This is a genomic window from Granulicella sp. dw_53 (assembly GCF_018449545.1).
Lineage (GTDB): Bacteria > Acidobacteriota > Terriglobia > Terriglobales > Acidobacteriaceae > Edaphobacter.
This window is the reverse complement of record NZ_JAAVUR010000007.1, coordinates 220,008-242,778: the sequence shown is the minus strand read 5'-3', so window position 1 is coordinate 242,778 and position 22,771 is coordinate 220,008. Positions and strand designations below refer to the sequence as shown.

The window sequence follows — 22,771 nt, the reverse complement described above, 5'->3', positions numbered from 1 at the left end:
GGTAGAGATTATCGTGAGGCACAACGGCGATTCCAGCAAATAGGAGAACTCAGAACAGGGCTTGGCCCGCGTCCGAGTCGGGACGCTGGAAAGAGGTAGACATTCGTGCTCAGGGCTGGAGATCTGTTTTGGCTGCGGGTTGTGGTGAGTTAGTTGATATTAGGTTCGAATGGGCAATCTTTCGTTGCCAGTGTGCACAGGCAAGGAGAGATTGTAGGACGACCAGTATATTCGCCCACCGAATCGGATATTGTCATGATAACCTCAGGCGGACAGTTGTTGAGGGGCGCCCGAGGCGTCTGTCAAGAGGTGTCTGAGCGGCTTAAAGTGTCGGCCTAAGAAGCCGTCGTACTCTCACGAGTACCATGGGTTCGAATCCCATCCTCTCCGCCAAGGGCTCACATCGCAGCGTTTGATGCGCTTCGATGTGAGCCTTTGGTGGTTTGGAAAATAATAGACGGCAAACAACTTATTGCTGAATTCAAGAAACAAGGTGAAGTTTGATAGCCAAGCCCTTCGACCAAGTCACACCTGCTGATATCGAGTCACTTATAAGTAACTCGATAGCTGAATCCATCTCACTTGAATTCAAGAGAGAGTTGCCGGGATCAACAGATACTGACAAAAAAGAGTTTTTAGCTGATGTCTCAGCGTTGGCAAACACGTCTGGAGGAGACTTGCTGTTCGGCATTCAAGAGTTGGACGGCTGCGCTTCTTCGATCATCGACATCGGGATATCAGATGTCGATTCGGAGGTATTGCGCCTTGATAGTCTTATCGGTTCGGGACTTGAACCTCGCATTCGACATTCTCTGAAGTTAATCGAATCTAAGAGTGGGAGGGTTCTGCTAATCCGTGTACACAAAAGTTGGAACGGCCCGCATCGAGTCATCCTCAAGGGCCACGATAAGTTCTACGGAAGAACCTCAGCGGGTAAATACTCGCTGGACGTGCAACAATTGCGCCGATCGTTCACCGAAGCTGCGGCATTCACCGAGAGAATGCGAGCTTTTAGAACGGATCGTCTCTTCGAGATTATCGCTGGAAAGCCTGCTATTCCGATGGTGGATGGTTCTAAGTTCATTCTCCACCTTATGCCATTTGAAGCTTTTACCCACGAACAGTCTTACGACTTATCCGTAGTCAAGAATTCAAATGACTTTCGACCAATGAATACCAGTGGTTGGGGGAATCGAATCACCTTCGAAGGGATCATGGCCTACTCCGAGGTTCGTGAAACTTCCAGCACTTATGTTCATCTTTATCGCAATGGAATTATCGAAGCGGTCGAAGGAAGAATTCTTAATCACATCTTGCCAAACGGAAAAAATAACTTGCCGTCTGTTGCCTATGAGCGTCTCTTGATTGAGACTCTTCCGAGATATATCAGCTTACTAAACACGATTGGAGTTCAAGCTCCCATTGCGGTGGGTCTGACGATGACCAATATGCGAGGGGCTCAACTAGGAATCAATAGTTTCGACAGTACAGATCCCATTTTGCAAGATCATCTAATCTTGCCTGAAATGGTCTTCTCTGCTCTGACTGAATCCATATTAGAAACACTACGTCCGACTCTTGACTTGGTTTGGAACGCCTGCGGTATCGAAAAATCGCGTAATTTCAATGCTGAGGGAAAATGGTTTCCTCCGCGTGGTTTTTAATTTCTCGGGTTGTTTATTTGGCTGTAACGGTATCCGTCAAGGTTTGGTCGAATCCACATCATAGCCTCAGCGTGCCGCTATGCAGTAAGCGAACAACCAGAGAACAAGGTCGCGAAAATGAAGCACTGAAGCTAGTTTTTAATTTAAGTGACGGGTGGGCCATCTGTCGATGAAATTAATGTACGCATCTAGTCCAAGTCACATGAGGAGCTCCGTTAGGATAAACATCCCAGCTGCCCGTGCAAGCATTGAAATACTGGAAGTGTGTACACCCGTCTTGAAAATTTCTCCAAACTTGAACTATGCACTGATTGACCTGTTGGTTTGTAACTCCGAAAGCTCCCGGATGCGGATCCATACATCTTCCCCCCTGATAGTTTGCAAACGTCGCGGGAAATGAATCGGCACTTTGTCGTAGAAGGCCCCTAATAGCCTGTTTCACCGGATCTGCCATCTGAGGTTCCTGTGGTTCGCTCGTCGCTTCCAGTTTTCCTCGAGCAGCCTCCAATAATGGCTCTCGTACAACTGGATCAGATTTATGAGAACTGGACTCACTCGCCAATATAAAGTTTGCAGTCGTTGGTGCAGTTGATAAGTTTCTACTGATCAAATTGTGCCAACCTGGCGATATAGGGCCGCCTAGAGAAGTCTCAAGAACCTTAGCTTTCATTTCAACTTGTGGCAATTTGGGCGGATCTCTAATATCTCCGCTTTTAGTTCCATCTCCAGTTAGGTGAGTACTTAAAGCGGCGAACAACCATTTACTATCGCCTCTTTTCAACGCATGATTAAAGCGAATTACTTGCACGCAACCGTCACTATGATAGTGGCGAATCGTCAAGGTGGCTCCTTCATCAGGAAAATCTTTGATAATGATGTCTTGGTGATCTTCTGGATCACTAAGTGCGTGAAACTGAGTAGCTTGATATACGCTTAGTTGATCTTTGGGAACAATAACTGAATTAGCTATGTTCTTAAATGTAAAAAAAGCTCCGGCTCCAGCTGAAGCAAGAATAACAATGACACCGATTCCAGCGATTGCCCATTTAGGAAGTGGAATCTCAATTTTGAATCCCATTCCTTCAATCCTAGTAGGAGTACTGCCATCTATTGGAGTTGTTGGAGTTGAAGTTAAAATTGAAGGATTTGGGTTTTCATTAGATGGCGTCACGATACACCTCAGGAATACTCTCAACTGTTAAACCTGGGCCCAGACGTTAATGCAACTACACTAGCGACAAAACTAGAATCCGGTCAAGAATAAATTTAGTTTCATTCCTCTGCGGACTGCGATGTACGTTTCAGTCGGCTCCTTGTGGCTGCCCCATCGAAAGAGTGTCATGGTACACACAACGCTCCTGCCAGTTGCTTACTCTGCGGGCTTGGGCTCGTATCTTTTTTTGAAGATTCGCTGTAAGACGAAGGTGGGAGCGGCGGTGAGGAGCAGGCCTGCTAGGGCGCGTGGGGTGGCTTTGTTGCGGATGGAGAGAAGGAATTGCTGTCTGGCTTCGGCGCGTTGATTCAAGCGCAGGTTGGCGAAGCCGCCTGAGGTGTGCATCTGGCTGAGGCGCTGACGTACGTCTGGCCATACGGAGCGGACGCGCTCGTCGGCTAGAATTCTGTGATCGATGTACTCGGCGAAGTTGTAGGAGCGCATCCTCTCTTTGGGAGCCTGGAAGGAGGCGGTCTGGCTTCCGCCGTGGACGCGGTAGGAGGTCAGGCGCTCGGGGGTGTAGTGGATGGGCTGACCACTGCGTACCGCGAGGTAGACGAGCCAGTAGTCGTATCCGGAGGAGACCTCGTCGGGGAAGTCGTCGAGATCCATGGCTTCGGCGCGGTAGAGGGCGAACATTCCGGGGACACTCATGGTGATCAGGGCGGAGTGGATGGGATCGGACACGGAGCCGGGAGGGAGGGTTGCGCGGCCAAAGTGGCGGCTGTTGTTGTCGCTCGCCTCCTGGAGGACGGTTCCGTCTCCGTCGATCAGATAGTGATCGCTGAATGCCATGGAGTAGGTGGGATTCGCTTCGAGGATAGCGACCATCCGCTCCAGATAGCCGGGGCCGTAGAGGTCGTCGTCGTTGAGGGTGGAGAAGTACTTGCCGGTGCATTTGCGGTATCCGGCGCGGAGGTTGGCTCCGGTACCGAGCGAGGGCCGGTTGTGCGTGTAGCGGATGCGCGGGTCGTTGTAGCTGGTGACGACGGCTTCGCATTCCATGCCGGGGCTGTCGTCCTGCACGATGACTTCGATGTTCTGGAAGGATTGCTCGAGCACGGATGACAGGGCCTTCTGAAGCATGTCGGGCCGGTTGTACGACGATACGACGATGGAGACGAGAGGGTGTTCCAAACCTAACCTCCTATGGGTGCGAGAGAGATCTCACCCTTATCTATGACGCCGATTTTGGGAGGGACATCTAAGTTTTCATTGGACCGATGATGACGGTGCCCCGATCAATGCACACCAAGGGCGGGAGCGGTTACGATCGTAGTTTTTTTCATGCCGTATCCCTTCATGAAGGGGGCTTCAAAGAAACGATAGGAGAGGGCGGAGAGGCAGACCACCGCGGTTCCGATGAGTGCGGTGACGAGCCAGAAGCCTAGAGGGCTGATGGTCGCCATGTTGATGGTTCGAGCGAGAAGGTGGTTGATGGTGTAGAGAACGACTCCGTGGAGGACGTAGGTGCTGTAACTGACTTGTCCGAGCAGGATGAGAGGCCGGGTGAGGAGCAAGCCGAAGAAGGAGTTTCCGTAGACGACGAGCAGGAAAGGAAATACGAGCACTGCGCCTTCAACCCAGTCCAGCGTGGGCGGGACGAAGAGAAAGAGGGCCACGATGACGGCGATGCCGAGCAAGGTTGCGGGCATGGAATTGGCGAGGGATTCCAGCCGATAGTTTTTCTTGATAAAGGCAGCCACCATTCCGAAGGAGAAGAAGGCGACCAGAAAGAAGATGAAGTACTGGATGGTTCCGAGGCCCAGGGTTCCGTGTTGACCATGCATGTGGCCGCGGACGATGGGCAGAAGGATGTAGAGTCCGAAGGTGATCAGGACGAGAAGCAGTTGGCGACGCCAGGTTCGCGCGAAGAGAGCCAGGAGAGGATAGGCGATGTAGAACATCCATTCGACGCGAAGGCTCCAGAAGACGCCGGCGTAGATGAGCGAGGTGTTCTCCAGATTGTTGAGGGCGGGCCCGGGGATCATGTTGAAGCTGAGCAGGCCGATGGAGCCGCGGATGAGGCTGAAGATAGAGACGGTGCGGTGGAAGTTCGATAGGAACGCAATGACGATGCAAACCAGCAACACGGCGAAGAGATAGGCGGGAAAGAGCCGGCGGAGGCGGTGTTGGAAGAAGACGACCAGGCCTTCTTTGGTGCCCTTTTGCGCCTTGGACCAGAAGAGGTATCCGGTGATGAGGAAGAACATGGAGACGGGGCCGACGGCTAGTTGCGAGTAAAACTTCGAGGGGGGCAGATCCCAGGAGCCGGTGACCCACATTTGGTGGAACGTCTCGGAGTGGGTGAAGAAGACGCTGATGGCGAGGAGTCCGCGGAGACCGTCGAGTTGGGCGAAGTGATTGCGGTCGGCTAAGTCCTGGGCCAGGGCGCGCTTGTAGAAGGGTACGGTGCGGAGGATGATGGACGCTTCGAAGTAAAAGAGCGCCATGAGAATGAAGTAAGGCAGGATGCTCGTGTACTGCAGGGAGAAAAAGGATGAATTCAAAATGGTGCCCCCAATGTGTCAAAGAGAAGTGTGGATGGCCTCTAAGGGTAAAGCTTACTCCGATGCTCTCATCATGATCGGTAGTTGTTTCGGTTGTAAGTGCCTGCAGAGCTTCGTTTTTATTCTTAACGTTGTAGATTTGGATGGGAGAGGTCTACGGAGCCTCGAAGGACGGCGATGTAGTAGGCGAGGAGTTGGAAGGGACGATTAGGAGTTCGCCGTCCTGGCTATCTCCAATAGCGAGGAAAGACTACTTTGCGGCAACTCGCGTTTTCAGGGTTGTGCCCTTCCGTGGATCGAAGGTAACAGAGTTTTTAGGTCCCACTCTACGAGGAGTCTTCGGCAGGATGTGGATTGACGCAGACTGAACCTGTTTCCCGATAGCCAGGAAGGCACGCAACGCGTTATTGACTGACTCAGAGTCGGGGAAGTGTTCGACTATATCGGCGTCGAGGACGGCGATGTTGGTTCCGCGCTGAAGCAGGTTCGCGTACTTGCCGCGAACAGCGGTGCGTTTGGCGGGGGTTGCTGCGGAGGTCTCAGGATTCTTCATAGAGTGATCTCTGGGTTGGGCTGGCCAACCGGGCGCTGATGATTCGAATTCGCCCGTCTTCTTCATTATGAACCACAAACAGGAGACGGTTCCTGGTGGATTTACCGATGTTGATCAACCGCTCGTCGCCGGGTGTCGAGTGGTTCGGGTCCGGCTCGGAGATGGCGTTGGTGTCGAAGAAGCTGGTGATGGCTTCATCGAAGGATACTCCGTGGGTACGGAGATTGGCGGCAGCTTTGCGTGGGTCGTACTCAAAGACGAGATTTGCAACAGACATGCAGGGCAATACTCCGCATAAGATCGAACCCTGGATTTATGTGACGAAGTTATTCGACGGTGACGGATTTGGCCAAGTTCCTTGGTTGGTCTACGTCGCAGCCTCTGCGTACTGCTATGTGGTAGGCGAGGAGTTGGAGGGGGACTACTTCTAGGACGGGGAGGAGGAGTTCGGGGGCCTGGGGGATTTGGATGGTGTGTTCGACTAGTTGTTTGATCTCCTCGTCGCCTTCGATGGCGATGGCGATGACGCGGCCGCTGCGGGCGGTGACCTCCTGGATGTTGGAGAGGGTCTTTTCGTACTTGAGGACCGAGGAGGGGTCTTCGGGGTCTTTGGTGGCGATGCAGACTACGGGGAGGGTCTCGTCGATGAGGGCGTTGGGGCCGTGTTTCATCTCTCCGGCGGGGTAGCCTTCGGCGTGGATGTAGGAGATCTCTTTGAGTTTGAGGGCTCCTTCGAGGGCGATGGGGTAGTGGATGCCGCGGCCGAGGAAGAGGAAGTCGTTGACGGTGTGGAAGACCTTGGCGAGTTGGAAGCACTGGTCGTCTACGGAGCGCAGGACATCTTCGAGTTTTCCGGGGAGCTTGCTGAGCTCTTCGACGAGGTGGAGGGACTGGGCTTCGGTGATGGTTCCGCGGACCTGCGCGAGGTGCAGGGCGAGGACGAAGAGGGCGGTGAGCTGGGCGGTGAAGGCCTTGGTGGAGGCGACGCCGATCTCCGGGCCGGCGTTGGTGGTGATGGTGCCCTGGGCTTCGCGGGTGACGGCTGCTCCGACGACGTTGCAGATGGCGAGGGTCTTGGAGCCTTTGGAGATGAGCTCGCGCTGGGCGGCGATGGTGTCGGCGGTCTCTCCGGACTGGGTGATGAGGAGTCCGATAGCGCGGGGGTCGGCGATGGGATCGCGGTAGCGGTACTCGGAGGCGTAGTCGACCTCGACGGGGATGCGGGCGAGGCGCTCGATCATGAACTTGCCGGCGAGGCCGGCGTGCCATGAGGTTCCGCAGGCGGCGATGGTGATCTGGCTGGCGTTGCGGAGGTCTTCGTCGGAGATCTGCATCTCGGCGAGGTGGACCTTGCCGGTCTCGAGAGAGATGCGACCTAGGGTCGTGTCGCGGATGGCGCGGGGCTGCTCGTTGATCTCCTTAAGCATGAAGTGCTTGTAGCCGGCCTTCTCGGCCATGATGGGATCCCAGGTGATGCGCTGGATCTTCAGCTTGAGCGGTGCGGCCTGGAAGTCGGTAAGCTCGACGCCGGTGGGAGTAAGGATGGCGACCTCACCATCCTGGAGGAAGTGGATGTCGCGGGTGTGGTGGAGGATGCCGGGGACGTCGGAGGCGAGGAAGAACTCTCCGTCGCCGATGCCGATGACGGCGGGCGGACCCATGCGGGCGGCGACGAGCTTGTTGGGCTCGTTGGCGGAGAGGACGCCGATGGCGAAGGCTCCGGTGAGGTGTTTGACGGCGCGGCGGACGGCTTCTTCGAGGAGGACGCCGGGGGATTGCTTGATCTCTTCTTCTATAAGGTGAGCGATGATCTCGGTGTCGGTCTCGGTGACGAAAGTGTGGCCGGCGGCGATGAGCTCTTTTTTGAGGGCGAGGTAGTTCTCGACGATGCCGTTGTGTACGACGACGAGGGTGCCGGTGCAGTCGCGGTGAGGGTGAGCGTTCTCTTCGGTGGGACGGCCGTGGGTGGCCCAGCGGGTGTGTCCGATGCCGAAGGAGCCGTGGACGGGGGAGTCTGCGAGTACGGCTTCGAGGTTGCGGAGCTTGCCGGGCGCGCGGCGAAGCTGCATGCCGTCCGGGCCACCGGCAACGGCGATTCCAGCGGAGTCGTAGCCGCGGTACTCAAGACGACGAAGACCTTCGATGATGACGGGGACGACTGCTTTAGGACCGATGTATCCGACGATTCCACACATGCGACAAGTGTAGTTGGGGGAGTGTGGATTGGGGAGGTGGCGGATGTGGGACTTTTGGGGGAGGGTGCAGATTTGGAGTTGTGTACTGGCCGAGCCGCTTAACCCTTCTTTACAAGATTTATTCCCATATTAGTAAGCGGTGAAGGTATACTTGTGGAAATTACCTAATTTTTTACCTGCACGGGTTCTTATGTTCCCCCACACCGCAAGTATTTGTGCTACGCGGTGGGCGGTGACGCGTGTCTGAAACTGCCTAACACTCTGGCATTTGCCGGAGTGCGTCGGGCGATCCAAAAGGAGTGCCAAATGAATTCCCATCCAAAGCAAATGAAATTCCTCTTCCTACTGCTTGTGATAAGTATCTCGCAGTTTGTATTGGGGCAGACGTTCCGCGGAGGTATCTCCGGAACGGTTCAGGACAGCACTGGTGCCGTTATCCCAAACGCGCAGATCTCTCTACTGTCGCAGGATACGGGCCTTACGCGTGAAACAGCGAGCACAGGCGATGGAGCCTACTCGTTTCAGGATCTTCCGATTGGGAAGTTCACAATTACCATCACGGCACCCGGCTTTGCTTCGGCAAAGATTGTGGACATCGCAACGCGCCCAGGCGCTGTGTATTCGCTAAGCCCGAAGCTAGCCCTGTCGAACTCGAATGTGCTGGTCGAGGTGAATGCAAATGCAATCGCCGTTGACACCGAGTCTTCGACCAATACCGCCGTCGTACCGGCCCAGGCTGTGGCGAATATTCCTTTGAATGGCCGCGACTTTACACAATTGCTCAAGATCACGCCTGGCTTCAATGGCGCAGGCTCGCTGAACGGAGCTCGCACTAACCAGAATAATTTTCAGATCGACGGCGCCGACAACAACGACATCTTCCACAACTCACAGGGCGCGAATCAGGGTGGTGTCTCCGGTATCGCCGGCGTAACACTGCCCATCGACGCGATCGATCAATTCTCCGTTCAATCCCAGGCGAACGCCGAGGTTGGCCGCAACGGAGGCGGACTGGTCAACATGGTAGTGAAGAGCGGTACCAACCGTTTCCACGGAACGGCGTACTACTTCATGCGCAATGAGTACTTCGCCTCGAAGAGCCAGATGCTGGCAACAACTGCGCGCAAGCCAAAAATTCGCAACAACCAGTTTGGCGGTTCGCTGGGTGGTCCGGTGATGCACGACAAGCTGTTTTTCTTCGTCAACTACGAACGCCAGAAGTACATTATCGGTGCCCAGTCGGCTGCGACTGAACCAACTACAGCCTGGGTTGCCCAAGCGACGCAGTTGCTCAACAACCACGGCATTCCGGTCAGCCAGACTGCCTTGAACCTCTTGAGCTTGTGGCCGCAGGGTAACAAGAACACGGGCGGCGCTACGATCAACAACTACACCGATGCTCGTCCGCAGAGCGGATACAGCGACAATACCGTTGGTAAAGTCGATTGGAACCTGACCTCCAGGCAAACTCTTTCCATTCGCGCTTTCATCGGCACAGGTCGTCAGCTTGGCAATGCCGGACCCAACATCTGGGAGTACTACCAGGTTGCTCCGGACCATGTGCACAACTATGCGATCACACACAACTGGGCTGTGACCCCTCACCTATCGAACCAACTTTTGGCGGCGGTCAATTACTTCGGCCAGACCTTCAACGACAACGTTCACAACCAGAACATTCCTGCACTTGGCCTAGCTACAGGAGTTACGGACCCATCGTTGTTCGGAGCTCCGACGATCACGATTACAAGCTTCGATCAGGTCGGACCCACACCGCCCCTCGGCCGGCAAGATTACACCGGCATGCTCAACGACACGGGAACGTTTGTTACCGGTAAACACCAGATCCGGGTCGGCGGAGAGTTCCGTCGCAACTACATGAACCTGCTTTATCAGCGCAATGTTCGTGGATCGTTTAATTTCGATGGAACGGCTTATACAGCACTTCATCCGACCAACAACTACGCAAACGAAGCCGACGGCACAACGCGGGCGCTGGCAGACTTTCTCGCTGGCTATGCAACCTCCGGAAGCATCGTTCGCGGCCAGTTGCAGCGCGACCTTTATCTGAACCAGTGGAGTCTCTTCGCTCAGGATCAATATCAGGTCACGCCCCGTCTGACGTTCAACTATGGGCTGCGTTGGGACTTCTCTGGTCCGGTTTACTCGACAAATGGCACCTTGTCGGACTTCGATCCGTCTTCCTCGACGGGTTTCGCAATCATCGGTCAGAACCGGGATACTCTTTATCCGCGTAGCTACCGGAATGTTGCGCCTCGTCTCGGCTTCACGACTCAGGTTACGAACAAGCTGGTGCTGCGTGGAACGTACGGCATCTATTACGACCTGCCAAATCTGAATGGCTTCTTCGACAACCGTCCAGGCAATGGAGCATCGGTTGGCGTCCAAGCGAACAAGATTGGGCCGAGCCCTGTCTTCACGGTCTCGAAGTCTTCGGCCTTCCAGATCACCAACAATGTAGACCCGCTCCCGAGCACCGGCGCGGCGGCCACCTTTGGCGTCTCTACGGTATCCCCGGGATTCAGGAACGCATATCTTCAGAACTTCAACCTGAACACGGAGTATCAACTGGGCCGCAACACTGTCCTTCAGATTGGCTACGTTGGCTCGCTCGGCCGCCGGCTATTCAATCTGCGCGACATTAACCAGGCTGCAGCGAATAATACCGGCTCCACTATCCAGAGCACGCGGCCATACTTCAATCAGTTCCCTTCCTTCGCGGCGATCAATCAATATGAATCGAGGGCGGGATCTAACTATCACTCTCTCCAATCCATGATTCGTACCAGCAGCTACCATGGCATGACAGCCCAGGGCAGCTATACCTTTGGCCACAGCCTAGATAACGTCTCCGGAACACGGGGATTCGCTCCTCAGAATTCACTGGATCTGGCTTCGGAGTACGGAAACGCGGACTTCGATACCCGTCATACATTCAACGGTTATGTTGTCTACGAGGTGCCGAAGTTCACTGAGCGCTGGAAGCCGGTTACGAATGGATGGCAGGTTAACACCTTCATGACTTTCTTCACTGGAAAGCCAATCAACGTGAAGACCACCACCAACAACAGCGGTACGGGCGAGTTTCAAGACCGTGCTGTGCAGGTTGCAAATCCCTACACAACGTCCCACACGCTCGTTCGCGCCTCTGCAACCGCAGGAGCTTATGTGCAGTGGTTCAATCCCGCCGCTTATGCGCTTCCTGCAAAGGGAACCTTCAGCGGGATGCATCGCAACGATGGCCGTGGTCCAGGCTTCGGAACGGTGGATGCTTCCCTGGTGAAGAACACTGCCTTGCATGAAGGCGTCAACCTTCAGATTCGTGCAGAGATGTTTAACATCTTCAACCGTCTGAATCTGGCCAATACCAGTTCCATTGGATCATTTACGTCCGGTTCCTTTGGCCGATCGACGACGACGGTTGGTGACAACGCGGGCGCACCTGGTATCGGATCGGGCGAGCCGTTCAACGTTCAGTTCGCTGGCAAGATCATCTTCTAAGAAAGATGACCTGCAGAGAATGTTGATGACGAATGCATAGACCGGCTGAGAGGATGTCCTCTCAGCCGGTTTTTATTTGTTGAGTCGTTGCGTGTAACGGACAGGTGTGTCTGCTTGTGGCCGTTGGTCAGCAAGGATTTTAAGAACCTTTTTAGGTTGAGAAGCTTTTTTATAGGAGATGCAAATGAACCGTTTTATGTCGTTCGTCACCACCGCTGCCTTGCTTGCTACGTTGCAGGCAGGGGCTCAGATGCAGTTGCCGGGGGAGCAGTCCTCGGGGATGCCGGCGGTGCCGGGGCCTTTGGCTGCCAAGTACAAGACCGATGCCGACAGGATCCTTACCGCGGCGATGGCGGATAACGATGGCTACGCCGCGCTGACCTATCTTTGCGACCATATCGGTAAGCGCGTGAGTGGAAGTCCGCAGTTGAATACGGCGATTGAGTGGGGAGCGGAGTTGATGAAGAAGGCCGGGCTGCAGAATGTTAAGGTGCAGCCGGTGATGGTGCCGCACTGGGTGAGGGGGAGCGAGTCGGGGGAGATTCTGACCTCTGGCAAGGGTGCGGTGAAGAAGCCGCTGCATATGCTGGGGCTGGGCATGAGTGTGGGGACTCCGAAGGAAGGGATTACGGCGCAGGTGGTCTTTGTGCCTTCGTTCCAGGCGTTGGATGAGCTGACTCCGGAGCAGGTGAAGGGGAAGATTGTTCTGTTCAATCCTGGCTGGCATGGGTATGGAGTGAACTCGCAGTACCGGACTGCTGGGCCGAGCAGAGCGGCTTCGAAGGGTGCTGTTGCGGTGTTGGTGCGATCGGCGACGGGGTTGGCGATGCAGACTCCGCATACAGGAACGCTGCGGTATGACGAGAAGCAGCCGAAGGTTCCGGCGGCGGCGGTCAGCGTGGAGGATGCGCTGATGATCGAGCGGCTGGCAGCGGAGGGTCCGGTGCAGGTGCATCTGCAGATGGACGCACATATGGAGGCCGACGTGAAGGCCGGCAATGTAATGGGCGAGATCGTCGGCAGCGAGCATCCGGAGCAGGTAGTCGTGCTTGGCGGACATATCGACTCGTGGGATGTAGGCCAGGGAGCGCAGGACGATGGATCGGGCATTATGGCTACCTTCGAGGCGGTCTCGCTGATCCACAAGCTGGGCCTGAAGCCGAAGCGGACGATCCGGATCGTCTTCTGGGTGAATGAAGAGAACGGCGGTGCGGGTGGACGGGCTTATCGCGAGATGATCGGCGATAAGATTGGCGACCAGGTAGCGGCGTTTGAAATGGACGGCGGCGCGGAGAAGCCGTTGGGCATCGGATATGGCGGATTTGGCGGGCCGCGTCGGCCAGCTCCTCCTGCGCCCGGCGCTCCTGCGGTTGCTCCTCCGGCACGCGGTGCTTTGGATATGACCACGCTCTCGGCGGAGGAGAAGCAGTCGTTCGTGTACATGCAGGACATCGCGGCGTTATTGAAGCCGATTGGGACGGACACGGTCTCGCCGGGCGGCGGCGGGTCGGATATTGGACCGATCACTGCGGATGGCGTTCCGGCACTGAGCCCGCGGACGGTCGGGCTGCACTACTTCGACTGGCACCATACCGAAGCGGATACGCTGGATAAGGTCGATCCGGATGACTTCAAACGGAATACGGCGATGTTGTCCGTCGTCGCGTATGTGCTGGCGGATATGGATGGACGTCTGGTTGGGCGGAAGTCTACGTTCCGGGAGTAGCTGTATCGCGAGAAAGAGGCGGCCATGGCTTGATGCCGTGGCCGCCTCTTTTCGTTGCGATTTAGAAGCGGATGACAAAGCCTGTGGTGAGGGCCTTCTGATGGTCGCTGCTGCCGTTACCGGACTCGTTGAGGCGGTAAGTGAAGTCGAAGAGGCGCCAGTCGACGTGGGGGAGGATCGCGGTATCGATGCCGCCGACGTAGCTGGCGTTGAAGTTTCCGGAGGCTCCGTTTCTGCTGTAGGAGGTTCCGCCGATCAGGATCTCGGAGTAGGGCTTGAGTGGGAAGGCGGGAAAGTGAAGGGCCAGGCGCGGGCCGACGAGGACGCTCTTCGCATCGGAGGAGAAGATGCCGCGGACGTCCACGGAGATGGCGAGGGGGCCGAGATCCGAGGCTCCGGCGTAGAGGCCGAGGATGCCGGCGGGAATCCAGCCTTGATTGGACAGACCGCTCTCTTGAAAGCCTCCAGTGCCGTAGATGGCCAGACGAGACTGAGCGTGCAGGTTGGAGGACGCAAGGCCAGTCGCGAGGAAGGCGAGGAGCAGGAGGGGGAGGAATCTTCGGCTCATATTGAAAGTCTAGGTGTAAGTCTTGGTGGGATACAAGTTGCGAGCTTGGTTCGTCTGAATTTGACTGCCCTGGACAACAGAGACGCTCGTTGGCCGCTTGCCTCATAGGAGGAAGATGCTGAAGAGCTATGATTCGAGCTTGGAGTGAGGTGAAGACAAATGTCGAACGTAGCCCTGCCTTGCGGTGATGGAGCGATTCGAGGCGCAGCCACTCCCCCGGCTGTGACCGGTGCGACGGGGAGATGGGTGCTTGCCGCTACGATCCTCGGGTCGAGCATGGTGTTTATCGATGGCACGGTGGTGAATGTGGCGCTGCCGGCGCTGCAAGGCGCGTTGAATGCGACCGTGACGGATGTGCAGTGGGTGGTTGAGTCGTATGCGTTGTTTCTGGCGGCGCTGTTGCTGGTGGGCGGGTCGCTGGGCGATATCTATGGACGGCGCAGGATCTTTGCGGCGGGGGTGGTGCTGTTTGCCGGGGCGTCGATGTGGTGTGGCTTCGCCGGCAGCGTGAAGATGTTGATTGTGGCGCGGGGTCTGCAGGGCGTCGGCGGAGCTTTGCTGGTGCCGGGGAGTCTTTCCCTGATCAGCTCCTCGTTCTGCGCGGAGGAACGAGGAAGGGCGATCGGGACGTGGTCCGGATTTACGGCGATGACGACGGCGCTGGGGCCGGTGCTGGGCGGATGGCTGATTCAGCATGTCTCGTGGCGCTGGGTGTTCTTCATCAATCTGCCGCTGGCGTTGGCGGTGCTCGCGATCACGCTGACGCGGGTTCCGGAGAGCCGGGCGGAGGGCGTACAACGTCTCGACTGGTGGGGGACTGTGCTGGCGACGGTGGGATGGGGAGGCGTCACGTTTGGACTGATCGAGGCCGGCCACGGCGGGACGCGGGCCTCGATCGCAGGCGTCGCCGGGGTCGCGGCGCTGATTGGCTTTTTCCTGGTGGAGCGCTCTTCCTCTGCGCCGATGCTGCCGCTGGGTCTGTTTCGTTCGAGGACGTTCAGTGGAGCGAATCTGCTGACGTTGCTGCTGTATGCGGCGTTGAGCGGGCTGCTGTTCTTTCTTCCGCTGGACCTGATCCAGGTGGAGCACTACTCCCCGACCGAGGCTGGAGCAGCGCTGCTGCCGTGCATTCTGCTGATCTTCCTGCTCTCGCGCTGGTCGGGCGGATTGATTGTGCGGTATGGAGCGAAGCTGCCGCTGATTATCGGCCCGATGATCGCAGCACTGGCGTTTGGGCTGTTTACGCGGGCGAGCGCGGGTGAATCGTATTGGACTGGGGTCTTCCCTGCCGTCGTGGTGCTGGGGGTTGGGATGGCGATCAGCGTCGCGCCGCTGACGACGGCGGTGATGAGCTCGATCGACCAGAGCCGGGCGGGAGTGGCGTCAGGGGTGAATAACGCTGTCTCCAGGCTGGGAGGGTTGTTGGCGATCGCGGTGTTGGGGCTGGTCTTCTCTGCGGCGTTCGACCGGCATCTGGACCTGGGACTGGATGGGTTGGAGCTGCCAGCGGCGGAGCGTCAGCAAGTGGAGTCTCAGAGGGAAAAACGTGCTGCGGCGACTACCAGTGATGCTCGGGTGAGGCAGTTGCTGGATGGATCGTTTATCGCCGCCTACGACGTGGTGCTCTGGGTCGCGGCGGCGCTTGCAGTGGCGAGTGCTTTGAGTGCTGTGGTGTTGATCGATGCAAAGGCGGAGCCGATCGGCAGCAAGTGATGCGAGCAGTTACAGAGCGGGCTCCTTACGCATCTCGTCTTCGAGAGCAGAGATCGATTTGTGTCTCGCAACGCGGTCACGCAGACGAAGGAAGGGACGCTCCACGACAACGTGCAACAACAACGCCGCTGAGAGACATGCGACGGCGTAGAGCAGCCACGATGCAGGACCGTGCGGTCCTGTGATCTGCGGAAAGCGCTGCAGCACGATGTGCCCGACGGCCTTATGGGTGAGGTAGAGGCTGAAGGCGAGGGTAGCCAGTGTCTCTGCGCCGGGAACCCTTACGCGGGCGAGCAGGCCGTTCTTACTGACGCTGGAAGCAGTGAGGAGTCCGAGGCCGATTGCAAGCAGTGGGAGACCGAGGATGACGCCCCACATCGCGGAGCCAGTGCTGCCGCCCAGGTCTTGCTTGCGAAACATCCAGAGGACGCAGCCGACGCAGACAGTGCCGCTAAGAAACAGTGTGTGGCCCCGCTGCATGAGCGTATGCCACCACCCCGGCCGGAAGGTGCGAACGATGGCGAGGGAGATCCCGGTAACGAGGCCGTCGAGACGCGTATAGCTGGGGAAGTAGATGTCGCGCCAGACATCGTCAGGATAGCGCGTGATGAGAAAGGCGCGGAGAGCGATGCCGGAGAGGACGACTGAGGCGATCACCGCTACGGTCTTGCGTGCCGAGGGACGACGCATCAACAGTATGACGAGCAGCGGCAGCAGGAGGTAGAAGTGTTCTTCCACGCAGAGCGACCAGGCGTGGGAGAAGGCGCGCCTGTCGAAGTTGATGCCGAAGTTCATGGTGAAGGTCAGAAACTTCCAGAGTGGCGCGAGCCGTGGAGCCTCTCGCCAACCGGGCGCTAGAAAGTAGAGCGCAAGCACTGCAAGATATGCGGGCAGGATGCGGTAGGCACGCCGGCGGTAGAACTCCGCGATGGAGAGCCGCTGCCCAGTCAGGTAGGGCTTGAGCGCCTGCTGCCCGATGAGGAATCCGCTGAGGACGAAGAAGAGATCGACGCCCATCCAGCCGAAGTAAGTGACGGGGAGGAGGCGCATCGGCAGCTCCCCGAAGATCGTCAGGTGATAGAGCATGACGACGAGGACGGCGAGCACACGAAGGGTATCGAGGCCGAAGAGCCGGGCAGGTGCGGCGATGAGTTTCATGTGTGGGGTTTCGCGGAGTGCAGAGCAAGCTCAGACTACTTCATCGCGGCACACACAGGATGATCGATCGCATTTATTTAATTGTGGATTTCCGGCGGGAGTAGTCTGGTGGCGAGTTAGGCGATCTTCCCGGATCCGTTTCGCATCCTCAATCTTCTTGCAGGGACTCGATCAGGTCGGCGACCGCTTTGCGAATCGGCCTTAGATCGAAGTCGGGCGACAGGGTCTCAGGGTCGAATCTCTCCACTAACGGGTCCATGCCGAAGAGGGCTCGCGTGAAGCGCGGATAAAATACCTGGCCGAGAAGCTTATGTGCCGCCTCGGCACTGCCGCGGGCCGAGAGCCCAAACGTCGTCTTCAGGTAGGCGCTCAACCGCGCGTGGACCTGCGTGAATAACACATCGAAGTACTGCGCGGCCTGCTCGGGAAATCTTGCGCTCTCGGCCATACTGATGCGGCACATCTGGATCGACGCCTCGTAGAGCAGAACCTCAAGGTACCGGCCGCAGAAGATCACCAGAGCGTCCGCAGGCTTCTCGGAGTAGTCGCCCGGCAGCCTCAGCCTGTTGAGGAAGAGACCGCGCACTAGCTCGATGACCGCGAGGAACAGCTTCTCTTTGCTCTCGAAGTGAGCGTACAAGGATCGCTTCGAGGTCTCTGCGCGGCTCGCGACGACATCCATCGACGTCCGCTCGAAACCTATCTCCAGAAACACGTCCTTGGCGATCCAGAGGATATGTTCTCGAAGCTTGTCACCTCTTCTTGCCATAGCCTATTGTCGCTTACCGGATTGGGTTGACGATATGTAAACGGTACGGTAGAGTTTACTTAGTAGTCCAGCAACTAGGAGACATCATGATCGTCGTCACCACCCCCACAGGCACTATCGGCCACCAGGTCCTTGAGAACCTCCTCAACAGCGGAGAATCCATCCGCGTGATCGTGCGCGATCCCTCCCGTCTTCCCTCGCAGACACGCGAGCGTGTTGAGGTCGTGCAGGGATCGCAGGGCGACATCGACGTCGTCAACCGGGCGTTCCAGGGCGCCGATGCTGTCTTCTGGGTGCTGCCCCCGGACTTCCAATCTGCCAGCGTCGAGGCCGCCTACGTGGACTTCACCCGGCCTGCGTGCGATGCGTTCCAGAGCCAGGGAGTCAAGCGTGTCGTCGGAGTCTCGGCCCTGGGCCGCGGATGGCCCAGGAACACCGGGCTGGTGTCAGGATCGCTGGCGATGGACGACTTGATCGCGAGCACAGGCGTGAGCTACCGTGCGCTGACGATGCCCTCCTTCATGGACAACCTCCTCGGCCAGGTCGAGGCGATCAAGAGCCAGGGCATGTTCTTCTCGCCGATCGCCGGGGACCTCAAGGCTCCGACCTGCGCGAGCCGCGATATCGCCGCCGTCGCCGCCAAGCTGCTGCTGGATCCCTCCTGGAGCGGACAGGAGAGCATCGCGGTACTCGGCCCCGAGGACCTCTCCTACAACGACATGGCGCAGATCCTCTCCGAGGTGCTAGGGAAGACGGTGCGCTTCCAGCAGATCCCCGGCGAAGCGTTCAAGGCCAGAATGACCGGGTTCGGGATGTCCGAGGCGATGGCGCAGGGCATGCTCGACATGATGGTGGCCAAGAACGAAGGCCTCGACAACACTGAGCCGCGCACTCCGCAGTCCACTACCCCGACCAGCTTCCGCCAATGGTCCGAGGAAGTATTAAAGCCTGCAATTCGTAGCTAATCGAGAGGGATTCAGTTTCGATGCGCCCTAGGCATAAGGGCGGAGCGCCAGGACGGCGTTCAAGCCGCCAAAGGCGAGGGAGTTGGAGAGGGCGAGTTGCGGGGTCGCTTCGCGTGGGGCTCTGGTGATGACGTCGAGGTTCAGCGTGGGGTCGACGACGAGGGTACCGGCGGTGGCGGGGAGTTTGCCGTGGTAGAGAGCGAGGAGGGTGATGAGGGCTTCGATCGCTCCGGTGGCTCCGATGGAGTGGCCGTGGAGGCTCTTGGTGGAGCTGATAGGGATGGTAGAGGCGCGGGGGCCGAAGAGATCGTGGATCGCAGCGGCTTCGGTGGAGTCGTTGGCCTGGGTTCCGGTGCCGTGGGCGTTGATGTAGCCCACCTGTTCGAGAAGTGACTCGAAGGAGGGTGCGCCCGGTGCACTGGCGGCGTCCATGAGAGCAGCGCGCATGGCGGAGGCGGCTCCCGAGGAGGCGGGATTAGTGATGTGGGTCGCGTCGGCGGACATGCCGAAGCCGACGATCTCCGCGTAGATGGGGGCGTTGCGGGCCTGCGCGGAGGCCAGCGTCTCCAGGGTAAACATGGCTGCGCCTTCTCCGAGGGTCATGCCATCTCGATCCGCGGAGAAGGGGCGGCACTGCGTGGCGGAGACGACGCGCATGCTGTCCCAGGCGCGGAGGAAGCCGTACGACAACGGAGCCTCGTGGCCTCCGGCGATGGCGGCGTCGGCCATGCCGGAACGAACCATCTGGAAGGCGAGTCCGATGGCGTGCGTGCCGGAGGAGCAGGCAGTGGAGAGGGTAAGGACTGGCCCGGTGATTCCGAGGTCGATAGAGACGTGACTGGCGCCGGCGTTGGCCATCGTGCGGATGACGGTGAGGGGATGGGGGCGGGCGTTGCGGGTGTAGAGCTTGGCCGTCTCCGCCTCCTCCGAGATGCGGCCGCCGGTGGAGCATCCGAAGACGGCGGCCATGCGGTGGGGGGCGTAGTGCTGGTTGAATTGGCTGTGCTGCGCGGCCTGGCGTGCGGCGACCAGGGCGAACTGCGAGGTACGGTCAGAGCCCGCGATAGTGCCGGAGGGGAGATGAGCCTGGGGGTTGAAGTCTCGTACCTGCGCCATCTGGGTGAAGCGAAGGCCGAAGGGGGCGACGCCGTCCGGGAGGAAGGGTAAGGAATCGAAGGGTCCGATGCCGGTCGTGCCGGACAAGAGCGAGGAGTAGACGTCCTCTATGGTGGAGCCGATGGGGGTGACGCAGCCGAGGCCGGTGACTACGACGCGATGCACTTAGAGGTCTCTCCCGCTGTGAGTTTGGCCGTTGCCATCTCTATTCGATGGCGGCAGCGGTGCTGGAGGCCGCCGGCCGGGTCTTCGCGAGGATGGCGCGAACTCCGGAGACGACATCGCCAACGGTCTTGAGAGAGCCGAGAGCGTCGTCCGGAATCTCGATGTCGAAGGCTTCCTCCACCTCAAAAGAGATGTTGATCTTATCGAGGGAGTCGATATTGAGAGAGTCGAAGGTGCTCTCCAAGGAGATGGACTCGAGCGGAATGTTTTTCGATTTGGCGATGATGTCGATGCAGCGCCGGGCTACGTCGTCGTCGATGATATCCATGGTTCCCTACCCTTTATGTTGAGGGCTTTGTCGTGTGAGGTCAACTTACAGGGAGGACGACGCTCTGTAAAGCGTGGCCCGTCGGCGGGAGTTCAGCCGGCGAGGACGAAGGTTAGGGTGGCAAGCAGTCCTTTTGATCCGAAGATACGGACGGGTGCGTCCCCTACATGAACACCAAGGTGTTGCTGAAAGAGCGGAGGACGGCGCTGGAAGGCTCTGAGAGTTCGATTGCGCAGCCGGGGCGAGTGGTCCAGAAGCAGCAGCGTACGAGCCATGAAGTGAGGCAGGCGTTGGAGAGCCCGGTGATCCCGCTGATAGAGCGCGAGGTCGCCGGCCTCGAGCGCATCCCCGAGCGCGAGCGCCTGGCGGAAGCAGAGGCCCAGCCCCTCGCCCGTGACCGCGTCGACGGAGCCCGAAGCATCTCCGATGAGAGCGATATTGCCATCGGTGACGCGGTGGAGCTTGCGGCTGAGCGTAATAGAACCTCGCGGCGAGCCGCTGGGAACAGCCGCCTGGAGACTCTGTTGAAGGACGGGGAAGTGGCTGAGGGCCTCTTCGATACTGGGGAACTTGTGGTCGGCGACGAAGGCGATGCAGATCTCCGTGGGGGAGACGGGCGTAACGTAGGCCTGACCGTAGTCGCTCCAGTGGACCTCGACGAAATCGCGCTGCACGCTGGTGGGATCGATGGAGAAGTGCTGCCGGAGGCCGATGCGGCGGGCGCGGATGGTGGAGCGCTCCAGTCCGGCCCAGGCACGGACCAGCGACTGGTGTCCGTCTGCGCCGATGATGAACCGGGGCCGGACGGTATGTCGGTTGGTGCGAACGACGGAGCGGGCGCTTCCCTGCCCGCTCTCAATGCCTTGAACGACCGTCTGCCAGCTTAAGCGGACTCCGAGGGCAGTGGCGCGGTCGAGAAGGAGCTGATGAAGAAGGATGCGGCGGATGCCCCGGCCCTCGCCCTGGGGGAAGGTGGCCTCGGTACTGAGATGTCTGCCGGAGCGGTCGGTGGTGAGGAAGCGTATCCCACGAAAGATGGCGCTTTCGGTCGGGCGAAGATCGAGGCCTAGCCGGGTGAGGGCGACCAGAGTGTCGGGCATCAGGCCCTCGCCGCAGGCCTTGTCGATTGGCGGAACCATGCCGTCGGCGACTTCGACAGTAAGCCCGCGCTGGGCGGCGGCGATAGCGCAGGCGAGACCCGCGGGGCCGCCGCCTGCGATAAAGACGTCCGGATCGTCAGTGCCGGTGCTACTTCGAACGGATTGTGAGGCTTGCGAGTACATTCAACGGACTGCCAGATCTACTACCACTGCAAGAGAACGAGTTCGGAGCAGAAAGCAGGCCCCATGGCGGCAAGAATGCTGTAGGTCCCGGGCGTTCCGGGGTGGATGGTAAGGAAGTCCTCAAGAACAGCCAGAACCGAGGCGGCGGAGAGATTGCCCACCTCGCGGAGAGACTTCCAGGAGGGAGCGAGGGCATCGGCGGGAAGGTTGAGGGAGGTCTCCATCGCCTCCAGGACCTTGGGCCCGCCCGAGTGGAAGATATAGCTGCTGATGTCGTCCTGGGTGAGGTTCTGGTCGGAGAGGAAGCCTTGCACGTCGCCGGGGAAGTGGTCGAGGACGATCTTGGGGACGTCGGGGGAGAGCACGATCTTGAATCCCGTGTCGCAGATATCCCAGCCCATGATGTGCTCGGTGTCGCGATAGAAAGTGGAACGGGTGGCAAGGATCTTGGGACTGGGCTTAGTGGGATCGGCGAGCTTGCTCTCGGCGCCGGCGATGACGACCGCCGCGGCTCCGTCGGCGAAGAGGCCAATGGAGATCAGGTTCGCGATGGATTGATCGTTATCCTGCCAGTTCAGGGAGCAGAGCTCGACGGAGAGGAGCAGCACGATCTCCTTGGGGAAGGCACGGACGTAATCGGCGGCGCGGGCCACTCCAGCGGCTCCGGCGACGCAGCCTAACCCGAAGATGGGCGTGCGCTTAACGTTGACCGGAAAGGGCATGCGGTTGATGAGCCGCGCGTCGATGGTAGGGCTGGCGATGCCGCTGATGGAAGTAAAGAAGATCGCCGAAATATCCGCTGCGGTAATGCCGGCCTTTTCCAGGGCACGGTTGGCGGAGAGCTCGCCGAGTTCGACGGCGGCCTTGATCCAGGCGGAGTTGGTCTGGCCGAAGCCGACCAGCTTCGGATAGACATCCAGGGAAAATGCGAGGTTGCGGAACTCGACCCCGCAGTTGGCGTGAAGTCGAGAGAGAAGCCGGGGTTCGTCGAGCTTTCCCTCCCAGCGCTTAAGTAGCGCCTGGGTGATCTCGAGCTGAGAGTAGCGGTGCGGGGGGTAGGCCGTTCCGACGGAGGAGATGCGCATTCTTGGATAGCCTTTAGTTACAGTTACAGGATTGCAGTCGCACGTTGACGTTTCGACAAAGTCTGAAGATGGGACTTCAGACCTGCCTAAGGGTTAGCGGTCTGTCTTTCAGAGTACGCAATCTTCAAGAAATTGGGGATACCTAACAATATCTAAACGCCCGGACGTATTTCCGGGGATGGAAAAGCCATCGCTGAGGGAATCTCACTTGCCTTCTTCCTATGCATTTTCTTGCCTT

Annotated in this window: 18 protein-coding genes; 5 read left to right on the top strand and 13 right to left on the bottom strand. The window is 58.3% G+C overall.

Translation table 11 applies throughout. The features are described from left to right. Positions 1-500: 500 nt before the first annotated feature. Positions 501-1,664, top strand: a complete 1,164-nt coding sequence (locus HB393_RS12930; RefSeq protein WP_213805591.1) for an ATP-binding protein — start codon at positions 501-503, stop codon at positions 1,662-1,664. A 175-nt stretch (positions 1,665-1,839) separates the two neighbouring features. Here the strand turns inward: HB393_RS12930 and HB393_RS12925 are convergent, their stop codons facing one another. The 6 genes from HB393_RS12925 to glmS form a co-directional block, all read right to left on the bottom strand. Beyond that, positions 1,840-2,835: a hypothetical protein gene (locus HB393_RS12925; RefSeq protein ID WP_213805590.1), complete on the bottom strand. Its 996-nt coding sequence runs from the start codon at positions 2,833-2,835 to the stop codon at positions 1,840-1,842. 198 nt (positions 2,836-3,033) lie between these two features. Continuing rightward, entirely contained in the window at positions 3,034-4,014 is a 981-nt protein-coding gene (locus HB393_RS12920) for a glycosyltransferase family 2 protein (RefSeq protein WP_213805589.1), read from the bottom strand. 104 nt (positions 4,015-4,118) lie between these two features. After that, positions 4,119-5,387: an acyltransferase gene (locus HB393_RS12915; protein WP_213805588.1), complete on the bottom strand. Its 1,269-nt coding sequence runs from the start codon at positions 5,385-5,387 to the stop codon at positions 4,119-4,121. Between the two features lie 250 nt (positions 5,388-5,637). Continuing rightward, positions 5,638-5,940 carry a hypothetical protein gene (locus HB393_RS12910; RefSeq protein WP_213805587.1) on the bottom strand — a complete coding sequence of 101 codons (303 nt, stop codon included), beginning with the start codon at positions 5,938-5,940 and terminating at the stop codon, positions 5,638-5,640. Beyond that, positions 5,927-6,217: a BrnT family toxin gene (locus tag HB393_RS12905; RefSeq protein WP_213805586.1), complete on the bottom strand. Its 291-nt coding sequence runs from the start codon at positions 6,215-6,217 to the stop codon at positions 5,927-5,929. Before HB393_RS12905 ends, HB393_RS12910 begins: the two co-directional genes overlap by 14 nt. Positions 6,218-6,266: 49 nt before the next feature. Further along, on the bottom strand, positions 6,267-8,135 hold the full coding sequence (glmS, locus tag HB393_RS12900) for a glutamine--fructose-6-phosphate transaminase (isomerizing) (RefSeq protein WP_213805585.1): 1,869 nt from the start codon (positions 8,133-8,135) through the stop codon (positions 6,267-6,269). 306 nt (positions 8,136-8,441) lie between these two features. Between glmS and HB393_RS12895 the strand changes: the two genes are divergently transcribed. Continuing rightward, on the top strand, positions 8,442-11,657 hold the full coding sequence (locus HB393_RS12895; RefSeq protein WP_213805584.1) for a carboxypeptidase regulatory-like domain-containing protein: 3,216 nt from the start codon (positions 8,442-8,444) through the stop codon (positions 11,655-11,657). A gap of 184 nt (positions 11,658-11,841) precedes the next feature. After that, the gene (locus tag HB393_RS12890) at positions 11,842-13,383 is read left to right on the top strand and encodes a M20/M25/M40 family metallo-hydrolase (protein ID WP_213805583.1); all 1,542 of its coding nucleotides are present in this window, start codon (positions 11,842-11,844) and stop codon (positions 13,381-13,383) included. Positions 13,384-13,444: 61 nt separating this feature from the next. Here HB393_RS12890 and HB393_RS12885 read toward each other — a convergent pair whose 3' ends face one another. Then, the gene (locus HB393_RS12885) at positions 13,445-13,951 is read right to left on the bottom strand and encodes a hypothetical protein (RefSeq protein WP_213805582.1); all 507 of its coding nucleotides are present in this window, start codon (positions 13,949-13,951) and stop codon (positions 13,445-13,447) included. Positions 13,952-14,110: 159 nt separating this feature from the next. On the opposite strand from HB393_RS12885, the gene HB393_RS12880 reads away from it, so the two are divergent. Next, positions 14,111-15,664, top strand: coding sequence for an MFS transporter (locus tag HB393_RS12880; protein ID WP_213805581.1), 1,554 nt, complete (start codon positions 14,111-14,113; stop codon positions 15,662-15,664). Positions 15,665-15,673: 9 nt separating this feature from the next. On the opposite strand, the gene HB393_RS12875 is transcribed toward HB393_RS12880, so the two are convergent. Together HB393_RS12875 and HB393_RS12870 are read right to left on the bottom strand one after the other, a co-directional pair. Continuing rightward, complete coding sequence (locus tag HB393_RS12875; RefSeq protein ID WP_213805580.1) at positions 15,674-16,822, bottom strand: acyltransferase; 1,149 nt, start codon at positions 16,820-16,822, stop codon at positions 15,674-15,676. A gap of 148 nt (positions 16,823-16,970) precedes the next feature. Continuing rightward, positions 16,971-17,591 (bottom strand): TetR/AcrR family transcriptional regulator, encoded by a 621-nt coding sequence (locus tag HB393_RS12870; RefSeq protein ID WP_213805579.1) that lies wholly within the window; start codon positions 17,589-17,591, stop codon positions 16,971-16,973. Positions 17,592-17,617: 26 nt separating this feature from the next. Between HB393_RS12870 and HB393_RS12865 the strand changes: the two genes are divergently transcribed. Next, positions 17,618-18,556 carry an NAD(P)H-binding protein gene (locus tag HB393_RS12865; protein WP_213805578.1) on the top strand — a complete coding sequence of 313 codons (939 nt, stop codon included), beginning with the start codon at positions 17,618-17,620 and terminating at the stop codon, positions 18,554-18,556. A gap of 27 nt (positions 18,557-18,583) precedes the next feature. Here HB393_RS12865 and HB393_RS12860 read toward each other — a convergent pair whose 3' ends face one another. From HB393_RS12860 to HB393_RS12845, 4 genes are all read right to left on the bottom strand, one after another. Next, positions 18,584-19,837 (bottom strand): beta-ketoacyl-[acyl-carrier-protein] synthase family protein, encoded by a 1,254-nt coding sequence (locus HB393_RS12860; RefSeq protein ID WP_213805577.1) that lies wholly within the window; start codon positions 19,835-19,837, stop codon positions 18,584-18,586. Positions 19,838-19,877: 40 nt separating this feature from the next. Beyond that, positions 19,878-20,165, bottom strand: a complete 288-nt coding sequence (locus tag HB393_RS12855; protein WP_213805576.1) for an acyl carrier protein — start codon at positions 20,163-20,165, stop codon at positions 19,878-19,880. A gap of 92 nt (positions 20,166-20,257) precedes the next feature. After that, the gene (locus HB393_RS12850; RefSeq protein ID WP_213805575.1) at positions 20,258-21,448 is read right to left on the bottom strand and encodes an NAD(P)/FAD-dependent oxidoreductase; all 1,191 of its coding nucleotides are present in this window, start codon (positions 21,446-21,448) and stop codon (positions 20,258-20,260) included. 20 nt (positions 21,449-21,468) lie between these two features. Further along, on the bottom strand, positions 21,469-22,533 hold the full coding sequence (locus tag HB393_RS12845; RefSeq protein WP_213805574.1) for a 3-oxoacyl-[acyl-carrier-protein] synthase III C-terminal domain-containing protein: 1,065 nt from the start codon (positions 22,531-22,533) through the stop codon (positions 21,469-21,471). Between the last annotated feature and the right edge of the window lie 238 nt (positions 22,534-22,771).

What these genes read in the sequence shown, in the direction of transcription:
- HB393_RS12910 (WP_213805587.1), bottom strand. Translation starts at nt 5,940, where the DNA reads ATGAAGAATCCTGAGACCTCCGCAGCAACCCCCGCCAAACGCACCGCT.
- HB393_RS12905 (WP_213805586.1), bottom strand. Translation starts at nt 6,217, where the DNA reads ATGTCTGTTGCAAATCTCGTCTTTGAGTACGACCCACGCAAAGCTGCC.
- glmS (WP_213805585.1), bottom strand. Translation starts at nt 8,135, where the DNA reads ATGTGTGGAATCGTCGGATACATCGGTCCTAAAGCAGTCGTCCCCGTC.
- HB393_RS12895 (WP_213805584.1), top strand. Translation starts at nt 8,442, where the DNA reads ATGAATTCCCATCCAAAGCAAATGAAATTCCTCTTCCTACTGCTTGTG.
- HB393_RS12890 (WP_213805583.1), top strand. Translation starts at nt 11,842, where the DNA reads ATGAACCGTTTTATGTCGTTCGTCACCACCGCTGCCTTGCTTGCTACG.
- HB393_RS12885 (WP_213805582.1), bottom strand. Translation starts at nt 13,951, where the DNA reads ATGAGCCGAAGATTCCTCCCCCTCCTGCTCCTCGCCTTCCTCGCGACT.
- HB393_RS12880 (WP_213805581.1), top strand. Translation starts at nt 14,111, where the DNA reads ATGTCGAACGTAGCCCTGCCTTGCGGTGATGGAGCGATTCGAGGCGCA.
- HB393_RS12875 (WP_213805580.1), bottom strand. Translation starts at nt 16,822, where the DNA reads ATGAAACTCATCGCCGCACCTGCCCGGCTCTTCGGCCTCGATACCCTT.
- HB393_RS12870 (WP_213805579.1), bottom strand. Translation starts at nt 17,591, where the DNA reads ATGGCAAGAAGAGGTGACAAGCTTCGAGAACATATCCTCTGGATCGCC.
- HB393_RS12855 (WP_213805576.1), bottom strand. Translation starts at nt 20,165, where the DNA reads ATGGATATCATCGACGACGACGTAGCCCGGCGCTGCATCGACATCATC.
- HB393_RS12850 (WP_213805575.1), bottom strand. Translation starts at nt 21,448, where the DNA reads ATGTACTCGCAAGCCTCACAATCCGTTCGAAGTAGCACCGGCACTGAC.
- HB393_RS12845 (WP_213805574.1), bottom strand. Translation starts at nt 22,533, where the DNA reads ATGCGCATCTCCTCCGTCGGAACGGCCTACCCCCCGCACCGCTACTCT.